Origin of the sequence: Pseudomonas sp. Irchel 3H7, assembly GCF_900187605.1 — a bacterium.
Lineage (GTDB): Bacteria > Pseudomonadota > Gammaproteobacteria > Pseudomonadales > Pseudomonadaceae > Aquipseudomonas.
On the sequence record NZ_FYEA01000007.1, the window covers coordinates 59,132 to 79,128 of the forward strand.

19 protein-coding genes are annotated in these 19,997 nt (G+C 59.6%); 12 read left to right on the plus strand and 7 right to left on the minus strand.

Annotation, left to right across the window (positions count from 1 at the left end; translation table 11 throughout):
- Positions 1-212 precede the first annotated feature (212 nt).
- The gene (gene yihA, locus CKW38_RS14610) at positions 213-854 is read right to left on the minus strand and encodes a ribosome biogenesis GTP-binding protein YihA/YsxC (protein WP_007911767.1); all 642 of its coding nucleotides are present in this window, start codon (positions 852-854) and stop codon (positions 213-215) included.
- A 191-nt stretch (positions 855-1,045) separates the two neighbouring features.
- On the opposite strand from yihA, the gene CKW38_RS14615 reads away from it, so the two are divergent.
- The 7 genes from CKW38_RS14615 to CKW38_RS14645 all read left to right on the plus strand — a co-directional run bounded on the left by CKW38_RS14615 (position 1,046) and on the right by CKW38_RS14645 (position 8,366).
- Positions 1,046-1,336 carry a cytochrome c5 family protein gene (locus CKW38_RS14615; protein ID WP_038365005.1) on the plus strand — a complete coding sequence of 97 codons (291 nt, stop codon included), beginning with the start codon at positions 1,046-1,048 and terminating at the stop codon, positions 1,334-1,336.
- Between the two features lie 43 nt (positions 1,337-1,379).
- Positions 1,380-1,991 carry a cytochrome c gene (locus CKW38_RS14620; RefSeq protein WP_095113107.1) on the plus strand — a complete coding sequence of 204 codons (612 nt, stop codon included), beginning with the start codon at positions 1,380-1,382 and terminating at the stop codon, positions 1,989-1,991.
- 200 nt (positions 1,992-2,191) lie between these two features.
- Entirely contained in the window at positions 2,192-2,833 is a 642-nt protein-coding gene (locus CKW38_RS14625) for a thiol:disulfide interchange protein DsbA/DsbL (RefSeq protein ID WP_007911777.1), read from the plus strand.
- Between the two features lie 14 nt (positions 2,834-2,847).
- Positions 2,848-3,726: an endonuclease/exonuclease/phosphatase family protein gene (locus CKW38_RS14630; RefSeq protein ID WP_007911779.1), complete on the plus strand. Its 879-nt coding sequence runs from the start codon at positions 2,848-2,850 to the stop codon at positions 3,724-3,726.
- Entirely contained in the window at positions 3,723-5,792 is a 2,070-nt protein-coding gene (locus CKW38_RS14635) for a GGDEF domain-containing protein (RefSeq protein WP_095113108.1), read from the plus strand. Before CKW38_RS14630 ends, CKW38_RS14635 begins: the two co-directional genes overlap by 4 nt.
- A 101-nt stretch (positions 5,793-5,893) precedes the next feature.
- Entirely contained in the window at positions 5,894-6,676 is a 783-nt protein-coding gene (locus tag CKW38_RS14640) for an N-acetylmuramoyl-L-alanine amidase (protein ID WP_007911785.1), read from the plus strand.
- A gap of 76 nt (positions 6,677-6,752) precedes the next feature.
- Positions 6,753-8,366 (plus strand): EAL domain-containing protein, encoded by a 1,614-nt coding sequence (locus tag CKW38_RS14645; RefSeq protein WP_095113109.1) that lies wholly within the window; start codon positions 6,753-6,755, stop codon positions 8,364-8,366.
- On the opposite strand, the gene CKW38_RS14650 is transcribed toward CKW38_RS14645, so the two are convergent.
- Positions 8,363-10,153, minus strand: coding sequence for an ATP-binding protein (locus CKW38_RS14650; protein ID WP_007911788.1), 1,791 nt, complete (start codon positions 10,151-10,153; stop codon positions 8,363-8,365). The genes CKW38_RS14645 and CKW38_RS14650 overlap by 4 nt on opposite strands.
- A gap of 10 nt (positions 10,154-10,163) precedes the next feature.
- A complete protein-coding gene (gene algB / locus CKW38_RS14655; RefSeq protein ID WP_007911789.1) occupies positions 10,164-11,510 on the minus strand; it encodes a sigma-54-dependent response regulator transcription factor AlgB in 1,347 nt (448 codons plus the stop codon).
- Positions 11,511-11,938: 428 nt separating this feature from the next.
- On the opposite strand from algB, the gene CKW38_RS14660 reads away from it, so the two are divergent.
- The 5 genes from CKW38_RS14660 (at position 11,939) to CKW38_RS14685 (ending at position 16,327) form a co-directional block, all read left to right on the plus strand.
- Positions 11,939-12,223 carry a hypothetical protein gene (locus tag CKW38_RS14660; protein ID WP_007911790.1) on the plus strand — a complete coding sequence of 95 codons (285 nt, stop codon included), beginning with the start codon at positions 11,939-11,941 and terminating at the stop codon, positions 12,221-12,223.
- Between the two features lie 72 nt (positions 12,224-12,295).
- Positions 12,296-12,460: a DUF1328 domain-containing protein gene (locus tag CKW38_RS14665; RefSeq protein ID WP_003177151.1), complete on the plus strand. Its 165-nt coding sequence runs from the start codon at positions 12,296-12,298 to the stop codon at positions 12,458-12,460.
- 2 nt (positions 12,461-12,462) lie between these two features.
- Positions 12,463-12,927, plus strand: coding sequence for an inhibitor of vertebrate lysozyme family protein (locus tag CKW38_RS14670; protein ID WP_095113110.1), 465 nt, complete (start codon positions 12,463-12,465; stop codon positions 12,925-12,927).
- Positions 12,928-13,629: 702 nt separating this feature from the next.
- Positions 13,630-14,961, plus strand: a complete 1,332-nt coding sequence (gene gltP / locus CKW38_RS14680; protein WP_007911792.1) for a glutamate/aspartate:proton symporter GltP — start codon at positions 13,630-13,632, stop codon at positions 14,959-14,961.
- Between the two features lie 136 nt (positions 14,962-15,097).
- Positions 15,098-16,327, plus strand: coding sequence for a nucleoside recognition domain-containing protein (locus CKW38_RS14685; protein WP_007911793.1), 1,230 nt, complete (start codon positions 15,098-15,100; stop codon positions 16,325-16,327).
- A gap of 118 nt (positions 16,328-16,445) precedes the next feature.
- Here the strand turns inward: CKW38_RS14685 and CKW38_RS14690 are convergent, their stop codons facing one another.
- From CKW38_RS14690 to CKW38_RS14705, 4 genes are read right to left on the minus strand one after another with little or no spacing between them, the layout of a single operon-like run.
- Positions 16,446-17,072: an ABC-type transport auxiliary lipoprotein family protein gene (locus tag CKW38_RS14690; RefSeq protein ID WP_095113111.1), complete on the minus strand. Its 627-nt coding sequence runs from the start codon at positions 17,070-17,072 to the stop codon at positions 16,446-16,448.
- Entirely contained in the window at positions 17,069-18,007 is a 939-nt protein-coding gene (locus CKW38_RS14695; RefSeq protein WP_016986431.1) for an MlaD family protein, read from the minus strand. Before CKW38_RS14695 ends, CKW38_RS14690 begins: the two co-directional genes overlap by 4 nt.
- 1 nt (position 18,008) lies before the next feature.
- Complete coding sequence (locus CKW38_RS14700; RefSeq protein WP_095113112.1) at positions 18,009-18,812, minus strand: ABC transporter ATP-binding protein; 804 nt, start codon at positions 18,810-18,812, stop codon at positions 18,009-18,011.
- Positions 18,809-19,957: an ABC transporter permease gene (locus CKW38_RS14705; RefSeq protein WP_095113113.1), complete on the minus strand. Its 1,149-nt coding sequence runs from the start codon at positions 19,955-19,957 to the stop codon at positions 18,809-18,811. The genes CKW38_RS14700 and CKW38_RS14705 overlap by 4 nt, the downstream gene beginning before the upstream one ends.
- Positions 19,958-19,997: the final 40 nt, after the last annotated feature.

Sequence of the window (19,997 nt, forward strand, 5' to 3'; positions counted from 1 at the left end):
CGGTTCGGAACTTAAACCCCGGAACTTCTCCCTCCCCAATGAAGTCCGGGGCTTTTTTTGCCCGAAAATTGGCTGTGGCACGCTCAGACTGCGTTGAAAGCACAGCTAAAAATGCTCATTTAGGTACCCTAAAGTCGAGCGCGACCCCGGCCGCTTTTCAGTGTGCTTTCGCCTTGCCTGAGCGCACCACAGCCAGTTTTCTAATCCCTGTTTTACTCAGCCGCCTCGGCGCCTTTGTCTGCCAGTTCCATCCAGCCGGCCAGTACAGTGTAGGCCTCTTCCAGGCCCATGCGTTTTGGCGCGGAGAAAAGCTGGATGGTGACCAGATCGCCCCAACCCTTGCGAATTTCCGACTGCACTTTGAGCAGGGTGTTCTTGGCTGCGCCGTAGGTCAGCTTGTCGGCCTTGGTCAGCAGGATGTGCATCGGCATGCCGGCGGCAACGGCCCAGTCGAGCATCAGCAGGTCGAAGTCGGTCATTGGATGACGGATATCCATCATCAGAATCAAACCCTTCAAACTCTCGCGGCCACCGAGGTAAGCCTCAAGGTGACGCTGCCAGTGCATCTTCAGCGGGATCGGTACTTTTGCGTAACCGTAGCCCGGCAGGTCGACCAGACGGCGATCTTCGTCTAGCTTGAAGAAGTTCAACAGCTGTGTGCGACCCGGAGTTTTCGAGGTGCGCGCCAGGCTGGCGTGAGTCAGGGTGTTCAGTGCGCTGGATTTGCCGGCGTTGGAACGACCGGCGAACGCCACTTCGAAGCCTTCGTCGTCAGGGCATTGATCGACTTTGGCGGCACTGAGCATGAACGTGGACTGTTGGCACAGGCCGAGGATGGGATTCTTGAGTTGCATGGGATTTCCGATGTGGGCGGCGCCGGGATTGGGCGCGGAACGCGGTGTCGCTTCCGTTTCAGTGACGCCAGTATATAATGCCGCAGATTTTGTGTGTGCTTTGTCCCAGCGTAGGATGAAGTTCACGAGAGCGACAGACCTTGATTGCGCATTAGAACGCAGAACGCTCTCAACCCTGAAAAGGTCGTTTTATGACGAAATGGCTGCTGGCTGCCGGAGTCTTGATGCCGCTTTACAGCGCACAGGCTACACAGGATCCGGAAGCTGTGTACAACCGTGTTTGTGGTGCCTGTCATTCCGGCCAACTACCCATGGCGCCCAAAAGAGGCGATCAGGAAGCTTGGACGCCGAGGTTGGCGAAAGGTATGGGGACGCTGGTGCAACACGTGACCCAGGGTTTCAAGGCGATGCCGCCGCGTGGTTTGTGCATGGACTGCAGTGCCGAGGATTACCAAGCCATCATCCTGTGGATGAGCGAGTAAACCCGGTCCATAACTTAACCCTTAGCCGTAGTTGGATTAGCTGATGAACAAATTGATCGTGAGTCTGCTGTTGACCGTGGGAATTTCAGGCTTCGCCCATGCTGCCGGTGATGCCGCAGCGGGCCAGGCAAAAGCCGCTGTATGTGGAGCCTGCCATGGCCCGGACGGTAACAGCATGGCGCCAAACTTTCCGAAACTGGCCGGTCAAGGTGAACGCTACCTGACCAAGCAGCTGCACGACATCAAGTCGGGCAAGCGCACCGTTCTGGAAATGACCGGCCTGCTGACCAATCTGAGTGATCAGGACCTGGCGGACATCGCCGCCTACTTCGCCAGCCAGAAAGGCAGCGTCGGCGCCGCCGATCCGAAGATCGTCGCGCGCGGTGAAGCGCTGTTCCGTGGCGGCAACCTGGCCAAGGGCCTGCCAGCCTGCACCGGCTGCCACTCGCCGAACGGCGCCGGCAACGCCGCTGCCGGCTTCCCGCATCTGGGTGGCCAACACGCTCAATACATCACCAAGCAGCTCACCGACTTCCGCAAGGAAGAAGGCGGCCGCACCAACGACGGCGACACCATGACCATGCAGACCATCGCCAAACGCCTGAGCGACGAAGACATCGCTGCGGTCTCCAGCTACATTCAAGGTCTGCACTAAGGCCTACGGATCGAGCGCTGCAGGCGATGGACATCTCCTGCAACGTTAACGCTCGATTAATCCGTCGCAGCAAGTATAAAAAGGGTGGCTTTGGCCGCCCTTTTTTGTGGCCGCTGCCGTTACACTACAGAACTCATGCCCGCCAGGATCTGTCTGAAAACAGGTCGCGCGAGGCGACCCAAATTGTCCAGGAGTAAAGCATGCGTAATCTGATCATCAGCGCCGCTCTCGTCGCTGCCAGCCTGTTCGGCGTGACCGCTCAAGCCGCCGAAGCCCCAGCCGCCCCTTACGTGGAACTGGCCAACCCGGTACCGGTTGCAGAGCCTGGCAAGATCGAAGTGGTCGAGCTGTTCTGGTACGGCTGCCCGCATTGCTACGCCTTTGAGCCCGTGATCAACCCTTGGGTTGAGAAACTGCCGTCCGACGTCAACTTCGTGCGTATTCCTGCCATGTTCGGCGGCCCATGGGACGCTCACGGCCAGATGTTCCTGACCCTGGAAGCCATGGGTGTCGAGCACAAGGTTCACGCTGCGGTATTCAACGCAATTCAGAAAGAACACAAGAAGCTGACCGATCCACAGGATATGGCTGACTTCCTTGCGACCCAGGGTGTCGACAAGGACAAGTTCCTGGCCACCTTCAACTCGTTCGCTATCAAGGGTCAGATCGTCAAAGCTCGCGAACTGGCCAAGAAGTATGAGATCACTGGCGTACCTACCATGATCGTCAACGGCAAGTACCGTTTCGACATCGGCTCTGCCGGTGGTGCCGAGCAAGCGCTGAAACTGGCTGACCAACTGGTCGCCAAAGAGCGAGCGGCAACCAAGGCTGCTGCCAACTAAGCGCGGCAACCGCCATGCGCCGCTGGAAGTCCGAACGCATCGTTGGCCTGCATGATCCGCAGGTCAATGAGCATCACCTGGAGTCAACGGGCCTGCCCGCAGACCAGCGTCTGCGCCTGCTCAGTTTCAATATCCAGGTGGGCATCAGCACCGAGCGCTATCGGCATTACCTGACCCGTAGCTGGCAGCACCTGCTGCCGCACAACGGCCGCTCAGGCAATCTGCAAAAGATCGGCGACCTGCTGGGCGACTTCGATCTGGTCGCCCTGCAGGAAGCCGATGGCGGCAGCCTGCGTTCGGGCTACGTCAATCAGGTCGAACACCTGGCCCAACTCGGCGCTTTCCCCTACTGGTATCAACAGCTCAATCGCAACCTCGGCCGACTCGCTCAGCACAGCAATGGCGTGCTCAGTCGTCTGAAACCGTCGGCGATTGAAGATCACCCGCTGCCCGGCCCGAAAGGTCGCGGGGCGATTCTGCTGCGTTTCGGCGAAGGCCCGGAAGCGCTGGTGGTAGTGATGATGCACCTGGCTCTTGGCGCGCGAACGCGCAGCCTGCAACTGGCCTATATTCGTGAGCTGATCGGTGGCTACAAACACCAGGTGTTGATGGGTGACATGAACACCCATGCCAGCGATCTGCTACAACATTCTCCGTTACGCGATCTCGGCCTGCTGGCCCCGCAGGTGGAAGCGACATTCCCCAGCTGGCGTCCTCAGCGTTGCCTTGATCATATTTTGCTCAGCCCGACCCTGACCCTGGAAAAGGTCGAAGTGCTGGCACAACCGATTTCCGATCACCTGCCGGTCGCGGTAGAGATTCGTCTGCCGGGTTCGCTCACGGCTGATGCATTGCCCGCGTTGAGTCCTGCCCCTCGCGGAACCCCTGAATGAGCGACGACGCCCAGCGCTGGAAAGAAAAGTACCTCAAAAGCATCGAACAACAGGACAAACTCGAACGCCGTTGGGCCGCGAGGCTCGACTTGCTGCGTCGCGGCCTGGTGCGCAGCACGCTGGCGGCCGAAGGTACCGATAAAGTCGTTGATCAGTGCATGAAAGAGATGCGCGACGTGGTGCGCACTGACGACATGGACGCCGGCCTCGCCGCCCTCCTGCCGCGCCTGGAAAAAGCCGTGCTCGATTCCGAGCAGCGCCGCGAAACCCGTATCGATCAGGTCAGCACCGCCCTGACATCGCTGGTCACCCAGTTGCAGGCGTTGCCGCTGCCGCGTGAAGTCGCTCAGCCCTTGAAGAAGTTCGCCAAACAACTGGATAGCCGCGTCGGTTCGGCGCGGGAAATGCCATTGCTGCTGAGTGAACTCAGCGGCCTGCAGGGCAAGGCACTGAGTCAGTTGGACACCCCGCCAGAGCCGGGGCGACCAGGTCTGCTGCAGCGTTTGTTCGGAAGCCGCGACAGCGAAGAAGCCCCAGCGACAGAATCACCCGCGCCGCTTCAAGCCGCGCCGCCGCTGCAACCGCTTGCCGCACCGTCACCCGCACCAGAAACCGCACAGCCCGCCCCTGTCGCATCGATTGAACCTGTGATGGCAACTGCTGCCATCGAAGCAATTGCGCCTGTCGAAACAACAATGACGGACGCCCAGAATCAACCGGAATCGGCAGAAGTGGTTACCTTCGTGCCACCCTCGGTCGGCAGCGAAGGCAGCAGTGACCCGAGCGAACCTCAAGCAGAGCGCTTTGAACCCGAGCCTGTTTTCACCCAGGCTGCCGCTCAGACTCCAATCACGCCTGCCGCCATCAATCCTGATGAGCTGATTCACCCCGGTGATCCATCGCCACTGATCCTCGACAGCCTGCCGCTGCCCGAACCCATCGCGCAGGCGTTGGCCGCCATTGATCCGGAGCAATCCGAACACGACATCCTGTTCGCCCTGCCTGATACCCCGGAGCCGTCTTACAGCTCCGTGGCCAAGCACATCGAAGACACCCTGATCGGCCTCCTCGACGACCTGACCCTGCCGGAGCGCCACCGCCCGCAAGCCGAAGCCATGCGTGAAAGGCTGAAACATGGCTTGAACTGGTACGAACTGATACCGATCCTCGACGATCTCGCGACGTTGATGCTGGCGATCACCGACAGCGGCCAGCACGAATTCGAAGCCTACCTGCAGCAACTCAACGAACGCCTCGAAGCGTTCCAGAGCAATCTGCAAGCTGCCAGTGAAGGCCATGCCGACAACAGCTCAGCGGCGCGGGCCATGGATACGCAGATCCGCGAGCAAGTCGACGGCTTGCAGACCAGCGTTCAGGAAGCCGCCGATCTGGATGACCTCAAGCAAGTGTTGGAGAACCATCTCGAAGGCTTGATCGGCACCATGGATCAGCACCAGAAGCAGCGCGACGCCCGCGAGCAGGAAGTGGCTGCGCGGCTCAAAGGTCTGTCCGAGCGCGTGGCGCATATGGAGCAGGAAGCCCAGGGATTCCGTGAGCACCTCGAAGAACAGCGCCAGAAAGCCTTGATCGACCCACTCACCGGCTTGCCCAATCGCGCTGCGTGGAGCGAGCGCCTCGAGCATGAAATCAAGCAGTGGCAGCAGCACGGCAACACCCTGAGCCTGGCCATGCTCGACCTTGATCACTTCAAACGGATCAATGACAACTACGGCCATCTGGCCGGCGACAAGGTGCTGAAGATTATTGCCACGGTGCTGCGCAAACGCCTGCGCGGATCTGATTTCATTGCCCGATTCGGTGGTGAGGAGTTCGTCTTGCTGCTGCCGGCCACCCCGCCTGCGGTCGGCGCCAAGCTTCTGGAAACGTTGCGCGCAGCGATCGAAGCCTGCCCTTTCCACTTCAAGGGCGAGCGAGTGACGATCACCATTTCCATGGGGCTGGCAACATTTCGTGCTGGAGAACACAGCGATCTGGTGCTGAAAAGAGCCGATCAGGCGCTTTATCGCGCTAAAAATGCAGGCCGTAATCGGGTCGAGCTGGGCTGAGCAAATTGTTCCATTTTGTTTAAATCCGCCCACTGACCGTCGAGACGCAAGGCAGTACGTTACACTGTTGCATTACTGTCTTGCGTGTACTGCCTTCTGCCATGAAATTCTTTGCCCTCCTCGCTTCGTTGCTCGTTCTGGCCGGTTGTGCCAGTGGCCCGCGCTACAACACCAGCCACCCTTCGGCCAATTACGACAGCCGCATTCAGTTTGTGGTCGTGCATTACACGTCGGCCTCGCTGGAGCGCTCGCTGCAGTTGCTGACCCACGGCGAAGTCAGCAGCCATTACCTGATCGGCGACGACAATAGCGGTACGGTCTACAAACTCATGGATGAGAATCAACGCGCCTGGCACGCCGGCGAAAGCCAATGGCAGGGGCGTACCTGGCTCAACTCCAGCTCGATCGGCATTGAAATCGTCAACCCGGGTTTCAAGGACACGCCGAGCGGGCGTCTGTGGTATCCGTACAGCGAGGCGCAGATCCAATCGTTGATCGCCCTGCTCAAAGACATCAGCAAACGCAACGGCATCAGCCCGCGACACATTATCGGTCACAGCGACATCGCACCCTTGCGCAAACTTGATCCGGGGCCACTGTTCCCGTGGAAACGCCTCGCTGCTGAAGGCTTGGGCGTCTGGCCGAACGAACAGGCGGTAGCGCGCCAGCAAATGCTGTTCAACAGCAGTGAACTGCCGAGTATCAGTTGGTTCCAGGCACAACTGGCGCACCTGGGTTATGACACGCCGCAGACTGGTGAACTGGACGTCGCCACGCGCCACGTCCTTGCAGCGTTCCAGATGCACTTCCGCCCTTCGCGCTTCGACGGCACGCCGGATGCGCAAACGGCGGCACTATTGCTGGTGCTCAATCAGACAAAATAATGACGCCCGCCCGACGGTCAGGGCGAAATTGCAACCAGCAGCTATAACTCATTGGTAATTCTTCGGATATTCCTTGATGGCTGCTACCCGAGAGACGTTGCGTAGCTGGTTTTATCGCCCCTGGTTTTTGGCGATGATCGCGGCTGTCCTCAGTGCCAGCCTGCTGATCGCCGGCGGAATGTTCGTGGCGATGCGTCAGGTCGAGCAAAGCGAAAGCCAGCAAATGAACGCACAAGGCGAGCGGTTCCTCGCCCGCCTCGAACAATTGTTCGGCCAGTTGCGTGAAAGTCTCGATGATCTTGAAGCGCAGCCATTGCGCAGTTGTGACGATGAAATGATCGCCACCCTGCAGCAGGTCACCTTCAACTATCGCTTCGTGTATGAAGCAGCTTATATGGACGCTTCGCGGACCTGCTCGAACCGTCCGCGCCAGGAAGGCCTGTCAGTGGTTCGCGCGCCGGATATCAAAGGCCCGACTTACAGTTATTGGTTGAACACCACCACCGAACCCGATGAAAACCGTGCAGCGCTGATGCTCGGACGCGGCAATTTCCGCGTGGCCACCTCGCGCGGGCATCTGACCGACATGGTCGATCTGTCGCCCGGCAGCAGCCTGCTAGTGGTGCTCGATCACGGCACCCGGGCCATCCCGGTGCTCGGCATGGCGCAAGACTGGCCACCCACGGAACACTGGCCACCAAAGAGTCGCGATGCCCTGCAAGTCACGCAGACCCGGCTGATCTACCGCATGCCCACGGATAATCCGGAGTATCAGTTGGTGCTGATCACACCCAGAACCAGCATGCACATCCCGGCTATCTGGTGGTGGATGATTCCGGCGTGCGTGCTGCTTGGCGCCTTTTCGGGTTTCTTCGTTTTCCTGCTGGTGCGCCAGCGTCAGTCACTGGACGCCGAACTGCACGGCGCGATCCGGCGCGGCGAGTTGCAGGTGCTCTATCAGCCGATCTTCGATCTCGACAGCCGCAACTGCGTCGGCGCCGAGGCGCTGCTACGCTGGCGTCGCCCGGACGGCACGCTGACCAGTCCCGACCTGTTTATCCCCATGGCGGAAAACACCGGACAAATCCGCCAGATGACCGACTTTGTTCTGCAGCGCTTGCTGGAGCAACTGGGCCAGTTGCTGCGCGCCAATCCGCAGCTGTATATCTCGGTCAACCTTGCAGCCTGTGACGTGATGGTGCCGCGCATTGGCCAGGTCATGGCGCGGCTGCTCACGCTCCATCGCGTCGCCGCGCGGCAGATTGCCTTCGAAGTTACCGAGCGCGGTTTGATTGATGTGGTGGTGGCGCGGGAAAACCTGCAAGCCTTGCGCGATGTCGGCCATCAAGTATTGATCGATGACTTCGGCACCGGCTACTGCAGCCTCGCCTATCTGCAGACCTTGCCGGTCGATTGCCTGAAAATCGACAAAGCATTTATCGATGCACTGGGCCATGACGCAGCGAGCAGCGGCGTCGCCCCGCACATCATTCACATGGCCCAGGCGCTGGATCTGAAGGTGATTGCCGAAGGCATCGAGCTGGAATCGCAGGCTGAGTTGCTCAGCAGCGAAGGCGTGAAATTCGGCCAGGGCTGGTTGTTCGCCCATGCGCTCAGCGCGGTGCAGTTCATCGAACTGATCACCCGTGGCCGACGCCTTGCCGGACGGCGAATGGACGATGAAGCCTAGACCGTCAGCGCCATATAAAACTGCGTACCTTGCCCCGGTCGCGAGTAAACGCCCATGCGTCCGCCATGCAGCTGGACGATTTCCTTGCACAGCGCCAAGCCCAGACCGGCACCACCCTTCTTGCGCCCTACCTGTACGAACGGTTCGAAGATCCGTCCTTGCTGACCGTAGGCAATGCCTTCGCCGTTGTCTTCAACACTGATGATCACTCGCTCGCCGTGCCGGCGTGCCTGCAAGCGGATCTGACCGTTGCGGGCGGTATGGCGCAGGGCGTTGTCGATCAGGTTATCCAGCACGCGATCGAGTTGCGCCTGATCGGCCTGCAAACGTGGCAACGGCCCCTGCACCTCGACATTCAGGGCGATGCCCTTGGCCGCCGCCGAATCGGCAAAGCGTAGTTGCGCCTGCTCCAGCAAGTCTTCGATGGAGCATGGTGCCAGGGTGAGTTTCTGCAGGCCATTCTGATAACGCGAGAAGTTGAGCAAGTCATTGATCAACTGCATCAGGCGCTGCATTTCCTCATTCACGGTGTCGAGCAGATCGGCCTCTCGCGACTCCGCGGGATACTTCGCCCGTTCGCGGAACAGGCCGAACGCCATGTGCATGCCGGTGACGGGGGTGCGCAGCTCATGGGAAGCGCGCAAGACGAACTCGCTGCGCACCCGTTCGAAGGCGCGTTGCTCGGTGACATCGTGCAGCACCATCACCGCGCCGAGGATATGTCCCTGGGTGTGGCTGACCGGGGTCAGGCTGTAGGTCAGCAGGCGGGATTCGCCGTCGACCTCGATGCTCAAGTCTTCCGGCGCGCGCTCCAGGGAGCCGCCGCGCAGCACCAGTTGCAGCTGCGCATCCAGCTCTGGTCGCTCCAGCGCCGTGCCCAACCCTTGGCCGAGACGATCATCTTCCCAGCCCAATTGTCGCTGGGCCACTGGGTTGAGGTGCTCCAGATGCCCTTGGCGGTCGATCATCAGCAAGCCGTCATCGATGCTGTCGAGCACCGCTTGCAAGCGTTGCTGACCGGCGAGCAGTTCATCAACGTTGGTCGCCTGGTGCTCGCGAAGCGCCTCGGCCATCAGGCCAAAGCGTTTGGTCAGCAGGTTCATTTCCATCGCCGAGGAAATCGGCAGGGTCACTTCAAAATTGCCCTGGCCGATATTGTCTGCGGCTTTCGCCAGCGCCTCGATCGGCGCGCCGAAACGCCGAGCAATGCCGTGGGCCGTGATAAAACCGATGATCAGCACCGCCAGCCCGACAAAGCCAAGCAGACCCGCAATCAACAAGGCACGGTCGCGCGCCTCACGCTGTACCGCGTTGATGTTGTCCAGTGCATGCTTGTGTTCGGTGATCAGTCCGTTGCGCAGTGTGTTGAAGCGCTCTCGAAAGTCGGCGCTGCTGCTCATCGAGCTGGCCGGGTCACGCGACAAATCGAACGCTTCCAGAAAGCTCAGATAATCCGCTTTTGCCCGACTGAAGCCATATAGCCGGCCATCGCCCTCTTGCTCTTGGGCGATGCCTTGGTCCAGTAACTCGAAGTAATGCTGTTTCGACGCTTCGAACGCCACCGGATCAGGCTTTTCCGCCAGCATGATGATCAGTTGATCACCCAGCGTCTGGCGCAGCTTGAGACCCAGATCGAGGGTGACGAAGTTGCTGCGCACCAACGCCTCTTGCGTTCCCGCCATCTGCATCACGCTGACCAGCCCGAGCAGCAGCCCGAGCAAGGCCACGGTGATGAGCGCGGAAATACTCAAGAACAAACGGGTCCGCAACTTCATCGCCAGTTTCATCGCCGGGCGCTCACAGGTTGTACTGCTTGCGCTTGCGATACAGGGTCGAAGCGTCGATGCCGAGGGTTTTTGCCGCTTGATCCAGCGTGCCGGCGGTGGCGAGGACCGCGCCGATGTGGGCTTTCTCCAATTCGTCGAGGCTCAATGCCGCACCGACTCGAGGGGCGTTGTTGACCGGTTGTTCGGCCATGCCGAGGTGGCTGATTTCCACACGCTCCTGCGGGCAGATGATGCTTGCCCGCTCAACCACGTTACGCAGCTCGCGAATGTTGCCCGGCCAACGGTAGCCCAACAGTGCCTCGCGAGCCTCGTCGCTGAAGCCCCGTGCCGGGCGCGCATACTCTTTGACGAAACGCGCGAGAAAGCGATCGGCCAGGGTCAGAATGTCCTCGGCGCGCTCGCGCAAGGGCGGCAGATGCAGGGTGATGACATTCAGACGATAGAGCAGGTCTTCGCGGAAACGCCCGTCTCGGACCATGTCTTCGAGGTTGAGGTTGGTTGCCGCCAGAATACGCACATCGGCGCGACGGGTGACCGGATCGCCCACCCGCTCATATTCCTTGTCCTGAATGAAACGCAGCAACTTGGGTTGCAAAGTGAGCGGAAAATCGCCGATCTCATCGAGAAACAGCGTACCGCCGTCGGCCTGATTGACTCGACCCAAGGTGCTCTCGCTAGCACCGGTAAACGCGCCGCGACTGTGACCGAACAGCTCGCTTTCCATCAATTCCGCCGTCAGCGACGGGCAGTTGATGGTCACGCAGGATTTCTTCTCGCGCTTGCTCCAGCCATGAATCGCTCGGGCCAGTTCACCTTTACCGGTGCCGGACTCGCCGAGGATAAGAATGTTGGCGTCGGTGCCGGCGACCTGGCGTGCTGTTTCCAGTACCACTTTCATTGCCGGGCTGTGGGAGTCGAGACCGTCCTTCGGTTTGCGAATCTCGCCTTCGAGAGCTTCGAGGCGCGCTGACAGTTGGCGCACTTCCAGCTGTTTGGCGGTGGCCAGACGCAACTGATCCGGGCTGCACGGTTTCACCAGATAGTCGGCCGCGCCTGCCTGGATCGCATCGACGGCGGTATCGACAGCCGAATGCGCGGTGACGATGACCACACGCATCCACGGCGCCTGAATGCGCATCTGCGCCAGTACGTCGAGACCGTTGTCTTCGCCCAGACGTAAATCAAGGAAGCACAGGTCGAAGACCTGGCGTTGCAGCAGCGCGTCGGCCTGAGCCGCGCTGTTGGCTGTGGCAACCGTATAGCCTTCGTCTTCGAGGCAATAACGGAAGGTACGCAGGATGGCAGATTCGTCGTCCACCAGCAGAATGCGGCCTTGATGCTCAGTGGCAGATTCCATTTTTCCTACGCTCCATAGTGATTGGTCTTGGGTTAGTCCCGGAAAAATCGGGCAAGTTGCATGGTTGATTCTGAACGATGCCAGCCATAGGAGGGTAGCTCTCTCCTGCCATTACGGCCAAGTTGTTGGTTTTGCTGGTTTTTTAAACAATCACCGATTTGCAGGGCATTCCCTGCGTACTTTTCTGACATCTGCGCCCTGCTCTCAATTCCATAAGAATGAAATCTCCTACGAAAAAATCGTGCATTGCGCACGATCTCAGATGCCCCATCGTGCAGGATGCGTCGCAAACGTTTTTTATCACGTGCATAACTCATTGATTTTATTGAATATTTTTCAATTAAAAAACTGGCATGCAGGCTGCAATACCTCACTTAGCCCGGGCAGAACATGAACTGCCCTAACCGAATAAGAGTGAGGAACCCAGGATGACTCGCCAACGTGCCGCCCAAGTGCGTATCTCGCCACTGCACATCCAGCAAGGTCTGTTTGGCGTATTGGCGCTGTTGATCACCCTGATCGCTTGCCAGCAATACCTGAGCTGGGAAAACAGCCAGAAAGTTGAGCCGCTGATCTCGATCCAGCACAGCACGCAAACGCACTTCAGCGCCGTCAGCAGCAGTCAGGCCGAAAGCGCCTCGATGCGCATGATGGACGTCGATCAGGCGCAGCCGCTGGATCAACTGCCACGTGAAGAGCGTTGGGTTTTCTAAAGAGCAAACGAATTCGGGCGCACAGCGCCGGGACATGCAACACCCCTAAATAGAGAAGTAAGGAGAATCACCATGTTGAGCTGGGCAATTACATTCTTGATCATTGCCATCATCGCTGCAGTACTGGGCTTCGGTGGTATCGCGGGCACCGCCACGGGTATCGCCAAGATTCTCTTTGTCGTGTTCCTGGTGATGTTCATCGCTTCCTTCTTCTTTGGCCGTCGCGGCCGAGGTTAACGATGAGTGCGTTAAAGACACTGGCAGCCGCCCTGCTTCTGGGCGGTAGTGCCATGGCGATGGCGGCCAATGACGGCCAGGCGCGGGTCAACGAACTGTTCGCCTCTGACGAGCAGTACCGTGAGACCTGGGAAGGCGTGATAAAGAAAGAAGAGCGCGTACCGGAATGGGTGATCAACCTGTCCGGGGCCTCCGAACAACAGATGAACGCGGTTACTGAAGACGGCAACAAGTACTTGGTGGGCCCGCTCTGCGAGAATCAGGACAAGTGCCTGAACCACCGTTTGATCGTCGCATTCAGTTTCGACAAGGATGACGCCTACGCCATGCTGGTTGATGTGCCTGAAGGCCTGCCGCAAGACAAGTCGCCGACGCGACATGCGACCTATCGCTTCTTCGGCAAACCCGATCAAGGCATGCAGGATCTACTGATGGAAACCCTGAAGAAAGATCCGAAGTGGTACTGACTTGAACATGAAGGCAGCAGCCCTGCTGCCTTCCATTGCGCCCACCTGAGGAAGGCAGGCGCATGACCAAGGGGCCGGGACGTTCTGACTGTTGCAGGGTCGGAGTGACCTACGGGTACAGGGAGTGCCTGCGAGAGGGCCGGGTCAGGGTAAAAGCTGCGCCGCAGGTTCGCCGACCCACAGTGGCTCGACGGACTTGCGCTGAGCTTTCAAAAAGACAAAACATTGATCCAGAGCGTCCAGCTCGCTGTTTTTATCGCTGACACTGCGCGCGAAAACATTACGCGGTGTTTCCTGGCGACCGTATATCGACAAAAAAACCGCTTAAACAGTAGGACTTCTAGTCTTGCCACGTAGGCATTTTCCCAAAATTTTTGTCGATTTTTCTCGTTCAAAAAATAATCAACCTGCTCTGTGATGGCCGGTTCACGGCACTTATGCCGGCCGAAATGTCACAATCGAACCGGTTGGGACGCCAGTTTCAATTAAAAAAGCTCATGCCGATTCGGCATAGGGTAGGCGTTTACGGCATTAGACGGCGCAACCTTGCATCGGAATAGTTGCGCCTTTTTTCGCCTGCCGAAGAGCCGTAAATACGCGCTTCGGGGCACCTTATACGGAGGCAGATGCACAGACTTTTCCGCTAAAGAGCGTTCCAGTTCCTGCATGTGCCTGAGTCAAACGCAAGTAAGGGTAAAGATAATGAAGAAGGCAAAACTTAGCCTCGCCTGGCAGATCCTCATCGGTCTGGTATTGGGTATTGCAATTGGTGCGTTGCTCAACCACTTCAGTGCCGAGAAAGCCTGGTGGATCAGCAACGTCCTGCAACCGGCAGGCGATATCTTTATCCGTCTGATCAAGATGATCGTGATCCCGATCGTCATCTCTTCCCTGATTGTCGGTATCGCCGGCGTGGGTGACGCCAAGAAACTCGGGCGCATCGGCCTGAAGACGATCATCTATTTCGAAATCGTCACCACCATTGCCATCCTCGTTGGTCTGGTATTGGCAAACGTGTTCCATCCGGGTGCCGGCATCGACATGAGCACCCTGGGCACGGTGGATATCTCCAAGTACCAGGCGACCGCCGCCGAAGTGCAGCATGAACACGCGTTCATCGAGACCATCCTCAACCTGATCCCGTCGAACATCTTCGCGGCCATGGCTCGCGGCGAAATGCTGCCGATCATCTTCTTCTCCGTGCTGTTCGGTCTCGGTCTGTCGAGCCTGCAGTCGGACCTGCGCGAGCCGCTGGTGAAGATGTTCCAGGGCGTCTCGGAAAGCATGTTCAAAGTCACCCACATGATCATGAACTATGCGCCGATCGGCGTATTCGCACTGATCGCGGTGACGGTGGCCAACTTCGGCTTCGCCTCGCTGGTGCCGCTGGCCAAACTGGTCATCCTGGTTTACTTCGCCATCGCCTTCTTCGCTTTCGTGGTGTTGGGCCTGATCGCCAAGATGTTCGGTTTCTCGGTGTTCAAGCTGATGCGCATCTTCAAGGATGAGCTGGTGCTGGCCTACTCCACCGCTTCTTCGGAAACCGTGCTGCCACGCGTGATCGAGAAGATGGAAGCCTACGGCGCGCCGAAAGCCATCTGCAGCTTCGTCGTGCCGACCGGTTACTCGTTCAACCTCGACGGTTCGACCCTGTACCAGTCGATCGCGGCAATCTTCATTGCGCAGCTGTACGGCATCGACCTGTCGATCAGCCAGCAACTGCTGCTGGTCCTGACCCTGATGGTCACCTCCAAAGGCATCGCCGGTGTACCGGGCGTGTCCTTCGTGGTGCTGCTGGCAACTCTGGGCAGCGTCGGTATTCCGCTGGAAGGCCTGGCGTTTATCGCCGGTGTCGACCGCGTCATGGACATGGCCCGTACCGCACTGAACGTGATTGGTAACGCGCTGGCCGTGCTGGTTATCGCACGCTGGGAAGGCATGTACGACGACGCCAAGGGCGAGCGCTACTGGAACTCCCTGCCGCACTGGCGCAGCAAGGAAAAACTGCCAGCAGGCGAAATCTCCAAGAACTGACACACCCCTGCAGGAGATTGAGGTCAACCCGGTAAATGGGGTGGCAGCAGGTACACACTAACCCCGGAGAAATCCGGGGTTTGTCGTTTCTGGCGACCCCGCTATCATTCGCCGCATTCTTCGGGGGATTTGACTGATGCTTAATGGCCTGTGGCTTGGCTTCTTCATCGTGGCAGCCGTATCGGCGCTGGCGCAGTGGCTGATCGGCGGTAACGCCGGGATCTTTGCGGCGATGGTGGAAAGCATTTTCGCCATGGCCAAGCTCTCGGTCGAAGTCATGGTGCTGCTGTTCGGCACCCTCACCCTGTGGCTGGGCTTCCTGCGCATTGCCGAGAAGGCCGGGATCGTCGAGTGGCTGGCGAAAGTGCTCGGCCCGCTGTTTCTGCGGCTGATGCCGGAAGTCCCGGCCGGTCACCCTGCCCTTGGCCTGATCACCCTGAACTTCGCCGCCAACGGTCTCGGCCTCGACAACGCGGCCACGCCGATAGGCCTGAAAGCCATGAAGGCGCTGCAGGAGCTCAATCCCAGTGCCACCATCGCCAGTAACGCGCAAATCCTCTTCCTGGTGCTCAACGCCTCTTCCCTGACCCTGCTGCCGGTAACGATCTTCATGTACCGCGCCCAGCAAGGCGCACCCGACCCGACGCTGGTGTTCCTGCCAATTCTGCTGGCGACCAGCTGCTCGACGATTGTCGGCTTCCTCTCGGTGGCGTTCATGCAGCGTTTGCGGATCTGGGATCCGGTGGTGTTGGCTTATCTAATTCCGGGCGCGCTGATTCTCGGTGGATTCATGGCGCTGTTGGGTACTCTTTCAGCAACGGCCTTGGCGGGATTGTCGTCGATCCTCGGCAATCTCACGCTGTTTGGGTTGATCATGCTGTTTTTGCTGATCGGCGCGTTGAAGAAGGTCAAGGTCTACGAGGCGTTTGTTGAGGGCGCCAAAGAAGGCTTCGACGTAGCGAAGAACCTGCTGCCGTATCTGGTCGCGATGCTCTGTGCGGTCGGCGTGCTGCGCGCCTCCGGGGCACTGGACTTTGGTCTGGACGGCATTCGGCATCTCGTCGAGTGGGCCGGTTGGGACACGCGGTTTGTCGATGCGCTGCCGACGGCGATGGTCAAACCGTTCTCCGGCAGTGCGGCGCGTGCGATGTTGATCGAGACGATGAAAACGTCCGGTGTCGACAGCTTCCCGGCGCTGGTCGCGGCGACGATTCAGGGCAGTACCGAAACCACGTTCTATGTGCTGGCGGTGTATTTCGGTGCGGTGGGGATTCAACGCGCGCGGCATGCGGTGGGGTGTGCGTTGTTGGCGGAGTTTGCTGGTGTGGTCGGGGCTATCTTCGTCTGCTACTGGTTCTTCGGCTGAACAAAAATCCAAACTGTAGGAGTGAGCCTGCTCGCGATAGCTGGGTGACAATCACCGATGATGGTGGCTCATAGACCGCTATCGCGAGCAGGCTCACTCCTACATGGATTGTGGTGAATCAGGGCTTTGGGGGAGCGAGTTTCTGGCCTTGCTCTACGGCCCAGGCGACTACTTTGGCGGTGAGACGATCACTGGCCTGACCAAACCCGGCGACCACTGCCGGCACCTGCACATCGTTCAATGGCTGACGCTCCTCAAACCGCCGACTGGCCAGAATCCGCTGGTCATAACCGCGCACCAGCAACGCATCAACCCGCACCACGACGCTGGCCTGCGTGCCCTGATACTCGGTCTGAAACGCCTGCAAATTCCCGCCCAATTCCAGATCCGCCGCAAAGTTGCTGTCATCGGTACTCAGCAGCGTCACCCGGCCATCACGCGCAAAACCGTCGAGCAAGCGATTACGCACCAGCACCGGCGCCGGATCGCTCCAGCGCGAGCCTTTGTAGCTGCTGATCACGTCACCCTGCGGAATCACCGCAATCGTCGGCCGGTTCAACGCTTCACTGGCTTGCAGCTTGTTCAACCGCAGCGACCACGACTGAGTCGCCGCCGAACGGGCCGAGGCGGGCGCCTGGGCAGTCGGCAGGCGATAGACATCCGACGGCTCGGACTCGGGCAGAATCGAACAGGCGCTGATCAAGGAAAAACCGGCAGCGAAGAGGGCGAGGCGAGTCAGCTTCATGGCGTGAATTCCTTGTTCTTGTCACGGCCCAGCAGGTAACCGCTGGGGTTGGCCTCAAGGCGTTGGGAAATAGCTCGCAGCGAGGTCAGCGTCTCACGCAGTTCGCGGATCGCCGGCGCCAGGCCATTGAGGCCCTGCATGCCGTTGTCGAGGGAGTTTTCGTTTTTGCTGAGCAAGGTGCTGATGGTGGTGGTGCTTTGTTCCAGCGACTTCATCGCCTGCTCGGCGCTGCCCAGTGCCTGTTTGCCCTGATCGTTGATCAAACCATTGGCGTTGCGCATCAGCAGCGAGGTCTGTTCAAGCATGCTGCCGGCCTGTTTGCCGACGGTCGCCAGTTGCTGCATGGCTTGTTTGATGTCGCCGCGCTGATCGTTGATGGTGCCGGTGGTTTGCTCCAGATGGGCGAGGGTTTTGCTCACGCGTTCGACGTTCTCGGCGGAGAACATCTGGTTGGCGTTCTGCAGCAGCGCGGTAATCCCGGTCATCAAATCGTTGGAGTCATTGAGCAGGCGTGAAATAGGCGAGGGCGATGCAACGATGGTCGGCAGATTACCGTCATGCCCACGCAGTTTCGGGCTCTCGGGCGTGCCGCCGCTGAGCTGGATGATCGACGTCCCCGTAATCCCGGCCAGCGCCAGTTTGGCCTGGGTGTCTTCCTTGACCGGTGTGTCACCGGCCAGGCGAATCCGCGCCAGCACCCGCCGCGGATCCTTTGGATCAAGGCGCAGGTTGATCACATCACCGACCTTGATCCCGCTGTACTGCACCGGGCTGCCCTTGGACAAACCGCTGACCGCTTCGCTGAAGACAATCTCGTAGTCCTTGAACTCGGTATCGACACTGGACTTGGCCAGGAACAGACCGAAGAGCAGGGCGCCTGCCACCACAATCACGGTGAACAGGCCGATCAACACATGATGCGCTCGGGTTTCCATGTCAGACCTCGTTGAGCAATTTGGCGGCGTCCAGCGCCGAGCGGCCGCGCGGGCCGTGGAAGTATTCGTGAATCCACGCGTCGTCGGTTTCCGAGACCACGTCGATGGGACCGGCGACCAGTACTTTCTTCTGCGCCAGCACCGCCACGCGGTCGGTAATGGTGTAGAGCGTGTCGAGGTCGTGGGTCACCAGAAACACACTGAGGCCGAGCGCATCGCGCAGGGTCAGGATCAATTGATCGAACTGCGCTGCGCCAATCGGATCGAGGCCGGCAGTGGGTTCATCGAGAAACAGAATGTCCGGATCCAGCGCCAGCGCCCGCGCCAATGCCGCGCGTTTGATCATGCCGCCGGACAGCGACGCCGGGTATTTGTCCGCCGCCGACAACGGCAACCCGGCCAGCGCCAGCTTCACCGCCGCCAAGTGCTCGGCGTCGTTGCGGCTAAGGCCGGCGTGTTCGATAAGGGGCAGGGCGACGTTCTCGGTGACGGTCAGCGAGGAGAACAACGCGCCTTTCTGAAACAGCACGCCAAAACGCCGTTCGACCAGCGAACGCTCATGCTCGGACAGGCTCGGCAGGTTCTTGCCGAACACGGTGACCATGCCTTCGCTGGGCCGGCGCAGACCGACAATGCTGCGCAACAGCACCGATTTGCCGCTGCCGGAACCACCGACCACGGCGAGGATTTCGCCCTTGTACAAATCCAGATCGAGGTTCTCGTGCACGCTCTGGCTGCCAAAGCGATTGCACAGGCCGCGGACTTCGATCACCGCCTCCGAGGGCGCGCGGGGTAGACGACTCACCAGCCCATCTCCATGAAGAACAGCGCGGCCACCGCATCGAGCACGATCACCACGAAAATCGATTGCACCACAGCGGAGGTGGTGTGGGCGCCGACCGACTCGGCGCTGCCGCTGACCTTGAAGCCTTCCAGACAACCAATCGCGGCAATGATGAAGGCAAAGATCGGCGCCTTCACCAAGCCTACGAGAAAGTGCTGAACGCCGATGTCCGACTGCAACAGCGTCAGGAACATCGCTGGCGAAATATCCAGCGACACCGCGCAAACCACGCCGCCACCGATGATCCCGCAAAGCATCGCCAGAAACGTCAGCATCGGCAGCGCCACCAGCATCGCCAGCACCCGCGGCACGACCAGCAACTCCATCGGGTCGAGGCCGAGGGTGCGGATCGCGTCGATTTCTTCGTTGGCCTTCATCGAGCCGATCTGCGCGGTGAAGGCACTGGCGGTGCGCCCGGCCATCAGGATCGCCGTGAGCAGCACGCCGAATTCACGCAGGAACGAGAACCCGACCAGGTCCACGGTAAAAATCGTCGCGCCGAAACTGGCCAGTACTGTGGCGCCGAGAAACGCCACCACCGCGCCGACCAGAAAGGTCAGCAACGCCACGATCGGCGCGGCGTCGAGGCCGGTCTGTTCGATGTGCGCGATCATCGGCGTGATCCGCCAGCGCTTGGGCCGGAACAGGCTGCGCGCGATGGTTTCCATGATCAGGCCGACGAAGCCGAGCAATTGCAGGGTGTCTTGCCAGACGGTATCGACGGCGCGACCGATGCGCGTGAGCAATTGCACGCTGACGCTGATTTCCGGCTCTTTGATCGGCACGCAGAAATCGGTCATCGAGCAATACACGGTTTGCAGCAACGCGCGGTCGGCGGAGGTCAGGGTGCAATCGGGGTGTTCGGCGGATTGGCCGAGGCGTTCGGAGCCGAGCAGTTCGACCAGCAACGAAGCGCCAGCGGTGTCGAGGGCGCCGAGGCTGTTGAGGTCGATCGGGGTGTTGACGTCGTATTGGCCGTGGAGCTTTTCGCTCAGTTGCTTGAGCTCGGCGTAATGGGCAAGCGTCCAGTCCCCCGTGACCCGCAGGCGGGCAGGGGTTATCGACGTGTCCAGTTGGGCATTTCCGCTGATCGAGCTGCTGGTCATAAGCTCCGTGCTTGTTCGGCCTTTATGCGAACTAACGTAA

Coding starts and splice junctions, on each gene's coding strand:
- yihA (WP_007911767.1), bottom strand. CDS start 854: ATGCAACTCAAGAATCCCATCCTCGGCCTGTGCCAACAGTCCACGTTC.
- CKW38_RS14615 (WP_038365005.1), top strand. CDS start 1,046: ATGACGAAATGGCTGCTGGCTGCCGGAGTCTTGATGCCGCTTTACAGC.
- CKW38_RS14620 (WP_095113107.1), top strand. CDS start 1,380: ATGAACAAATTGATCGTGAGTCTGCTGTTGACCGTGGGAATTTCAGGC.
- CKW38_RS14625 (WP_007911777.1), top strand. CDS start 2,192: ATGCGTAATCTGATCATCAGCGCCGCTCTCGTCGCTGCCAGCCTGTTC.
- CKW38_RS14630 (WP_007911779.1), top strand. CDS start 2,848: ATGCGCCGCTGGAAGTCCGAACGCATCGTTGGCCTGCATGATCCGCAG.
- CKW38_RS14635 (WP_095113108.1), top strand. CDS start 3,723: ATGAGCGACGACGCCCAGCGCTGGAAAGAAAAGTACCTCAAAAGCATC.
- CKW38_RS14640 (WP_007911785.1), top strand. CDS start 5,894: ATGAAATTCTTTGCCCTCCTCGCTTCGTTGCTCGTTCTGGCCGGTTGT.
- CKW38_RS14645 (WP_095113109.1), top strand. CDS start 6,753: ATGGCTGCTACCCGAGAGACGTTGCGTAGCTGGTTTTATCGCCCCTGG.
- CKW38_RS14650 (WP_007911788.1), bottom strand. CDS start 10,153: ATGAAACTGGCGATGAAGTTGCGGACCCGTTTGTTCTTGAGTATTTCC.
- algB (WP_007911789.1), bottom strand. CDS start 11,510: ATGGAATCTGCCACTGAGCATCAAGGCCGCATTCTGCTGGTGGACGAC.
- CKW38_RS14660 (WP_007911790.1), top strand. CDS start 11,939: ATGACTCGCCAACGTGCCGCCCAAGTGCGTATCTCGCCACTGCACATC.
- CKW38_RS14665 (WP_003177151.1), top strand. CDS start 12,296: ATGTTGAGCTGGGCAATTACATTCTTGATCATTGCCATCATCGCTGCA.
- CKW38_RS14670 (WP_095113110.1), top strand. CDS start 12,463: ATGAGTGCGTTAAAGACACTGGCAGCCGCCCTGCTTCTGGGCGGTAGT.
- gltP (WP_007911792.1), top strand. CDS start 13,630: ATGAAGAAGGCAAAACTTAGCCTCGCCTGGCAGATCCTCATCGGTCTG.
- CKW38_RS14685 (WP_007911793.1), top strand. CDS start 15,098: ATGCTTAATGGCCTGTGGCTTGGCTTCTTCATCGTGGCAGCCGTATCG.
- CKW38_RS14690 (WP_095113111.1), bottom strand. CDS start 17,072: ATGAAGCTGACTCGCCTCGCCCTCTTCGCTGCCGGTTTTTCCTTGATC.
- CKW38_RS14695 (WP_016986431.1), bottom strand. CDS start 18,007: ATGGAAACCCGAGCGCATCATGTGTTGATCGGCCTGTTCACCGTGATT.
- CKW38_RS14705 (WP_095113113.1), bottom strand. CDS start 19,957: ATGACCAGCAGCTCGATCAGCGGAAATGCCCAACTGGACACGTCGATA.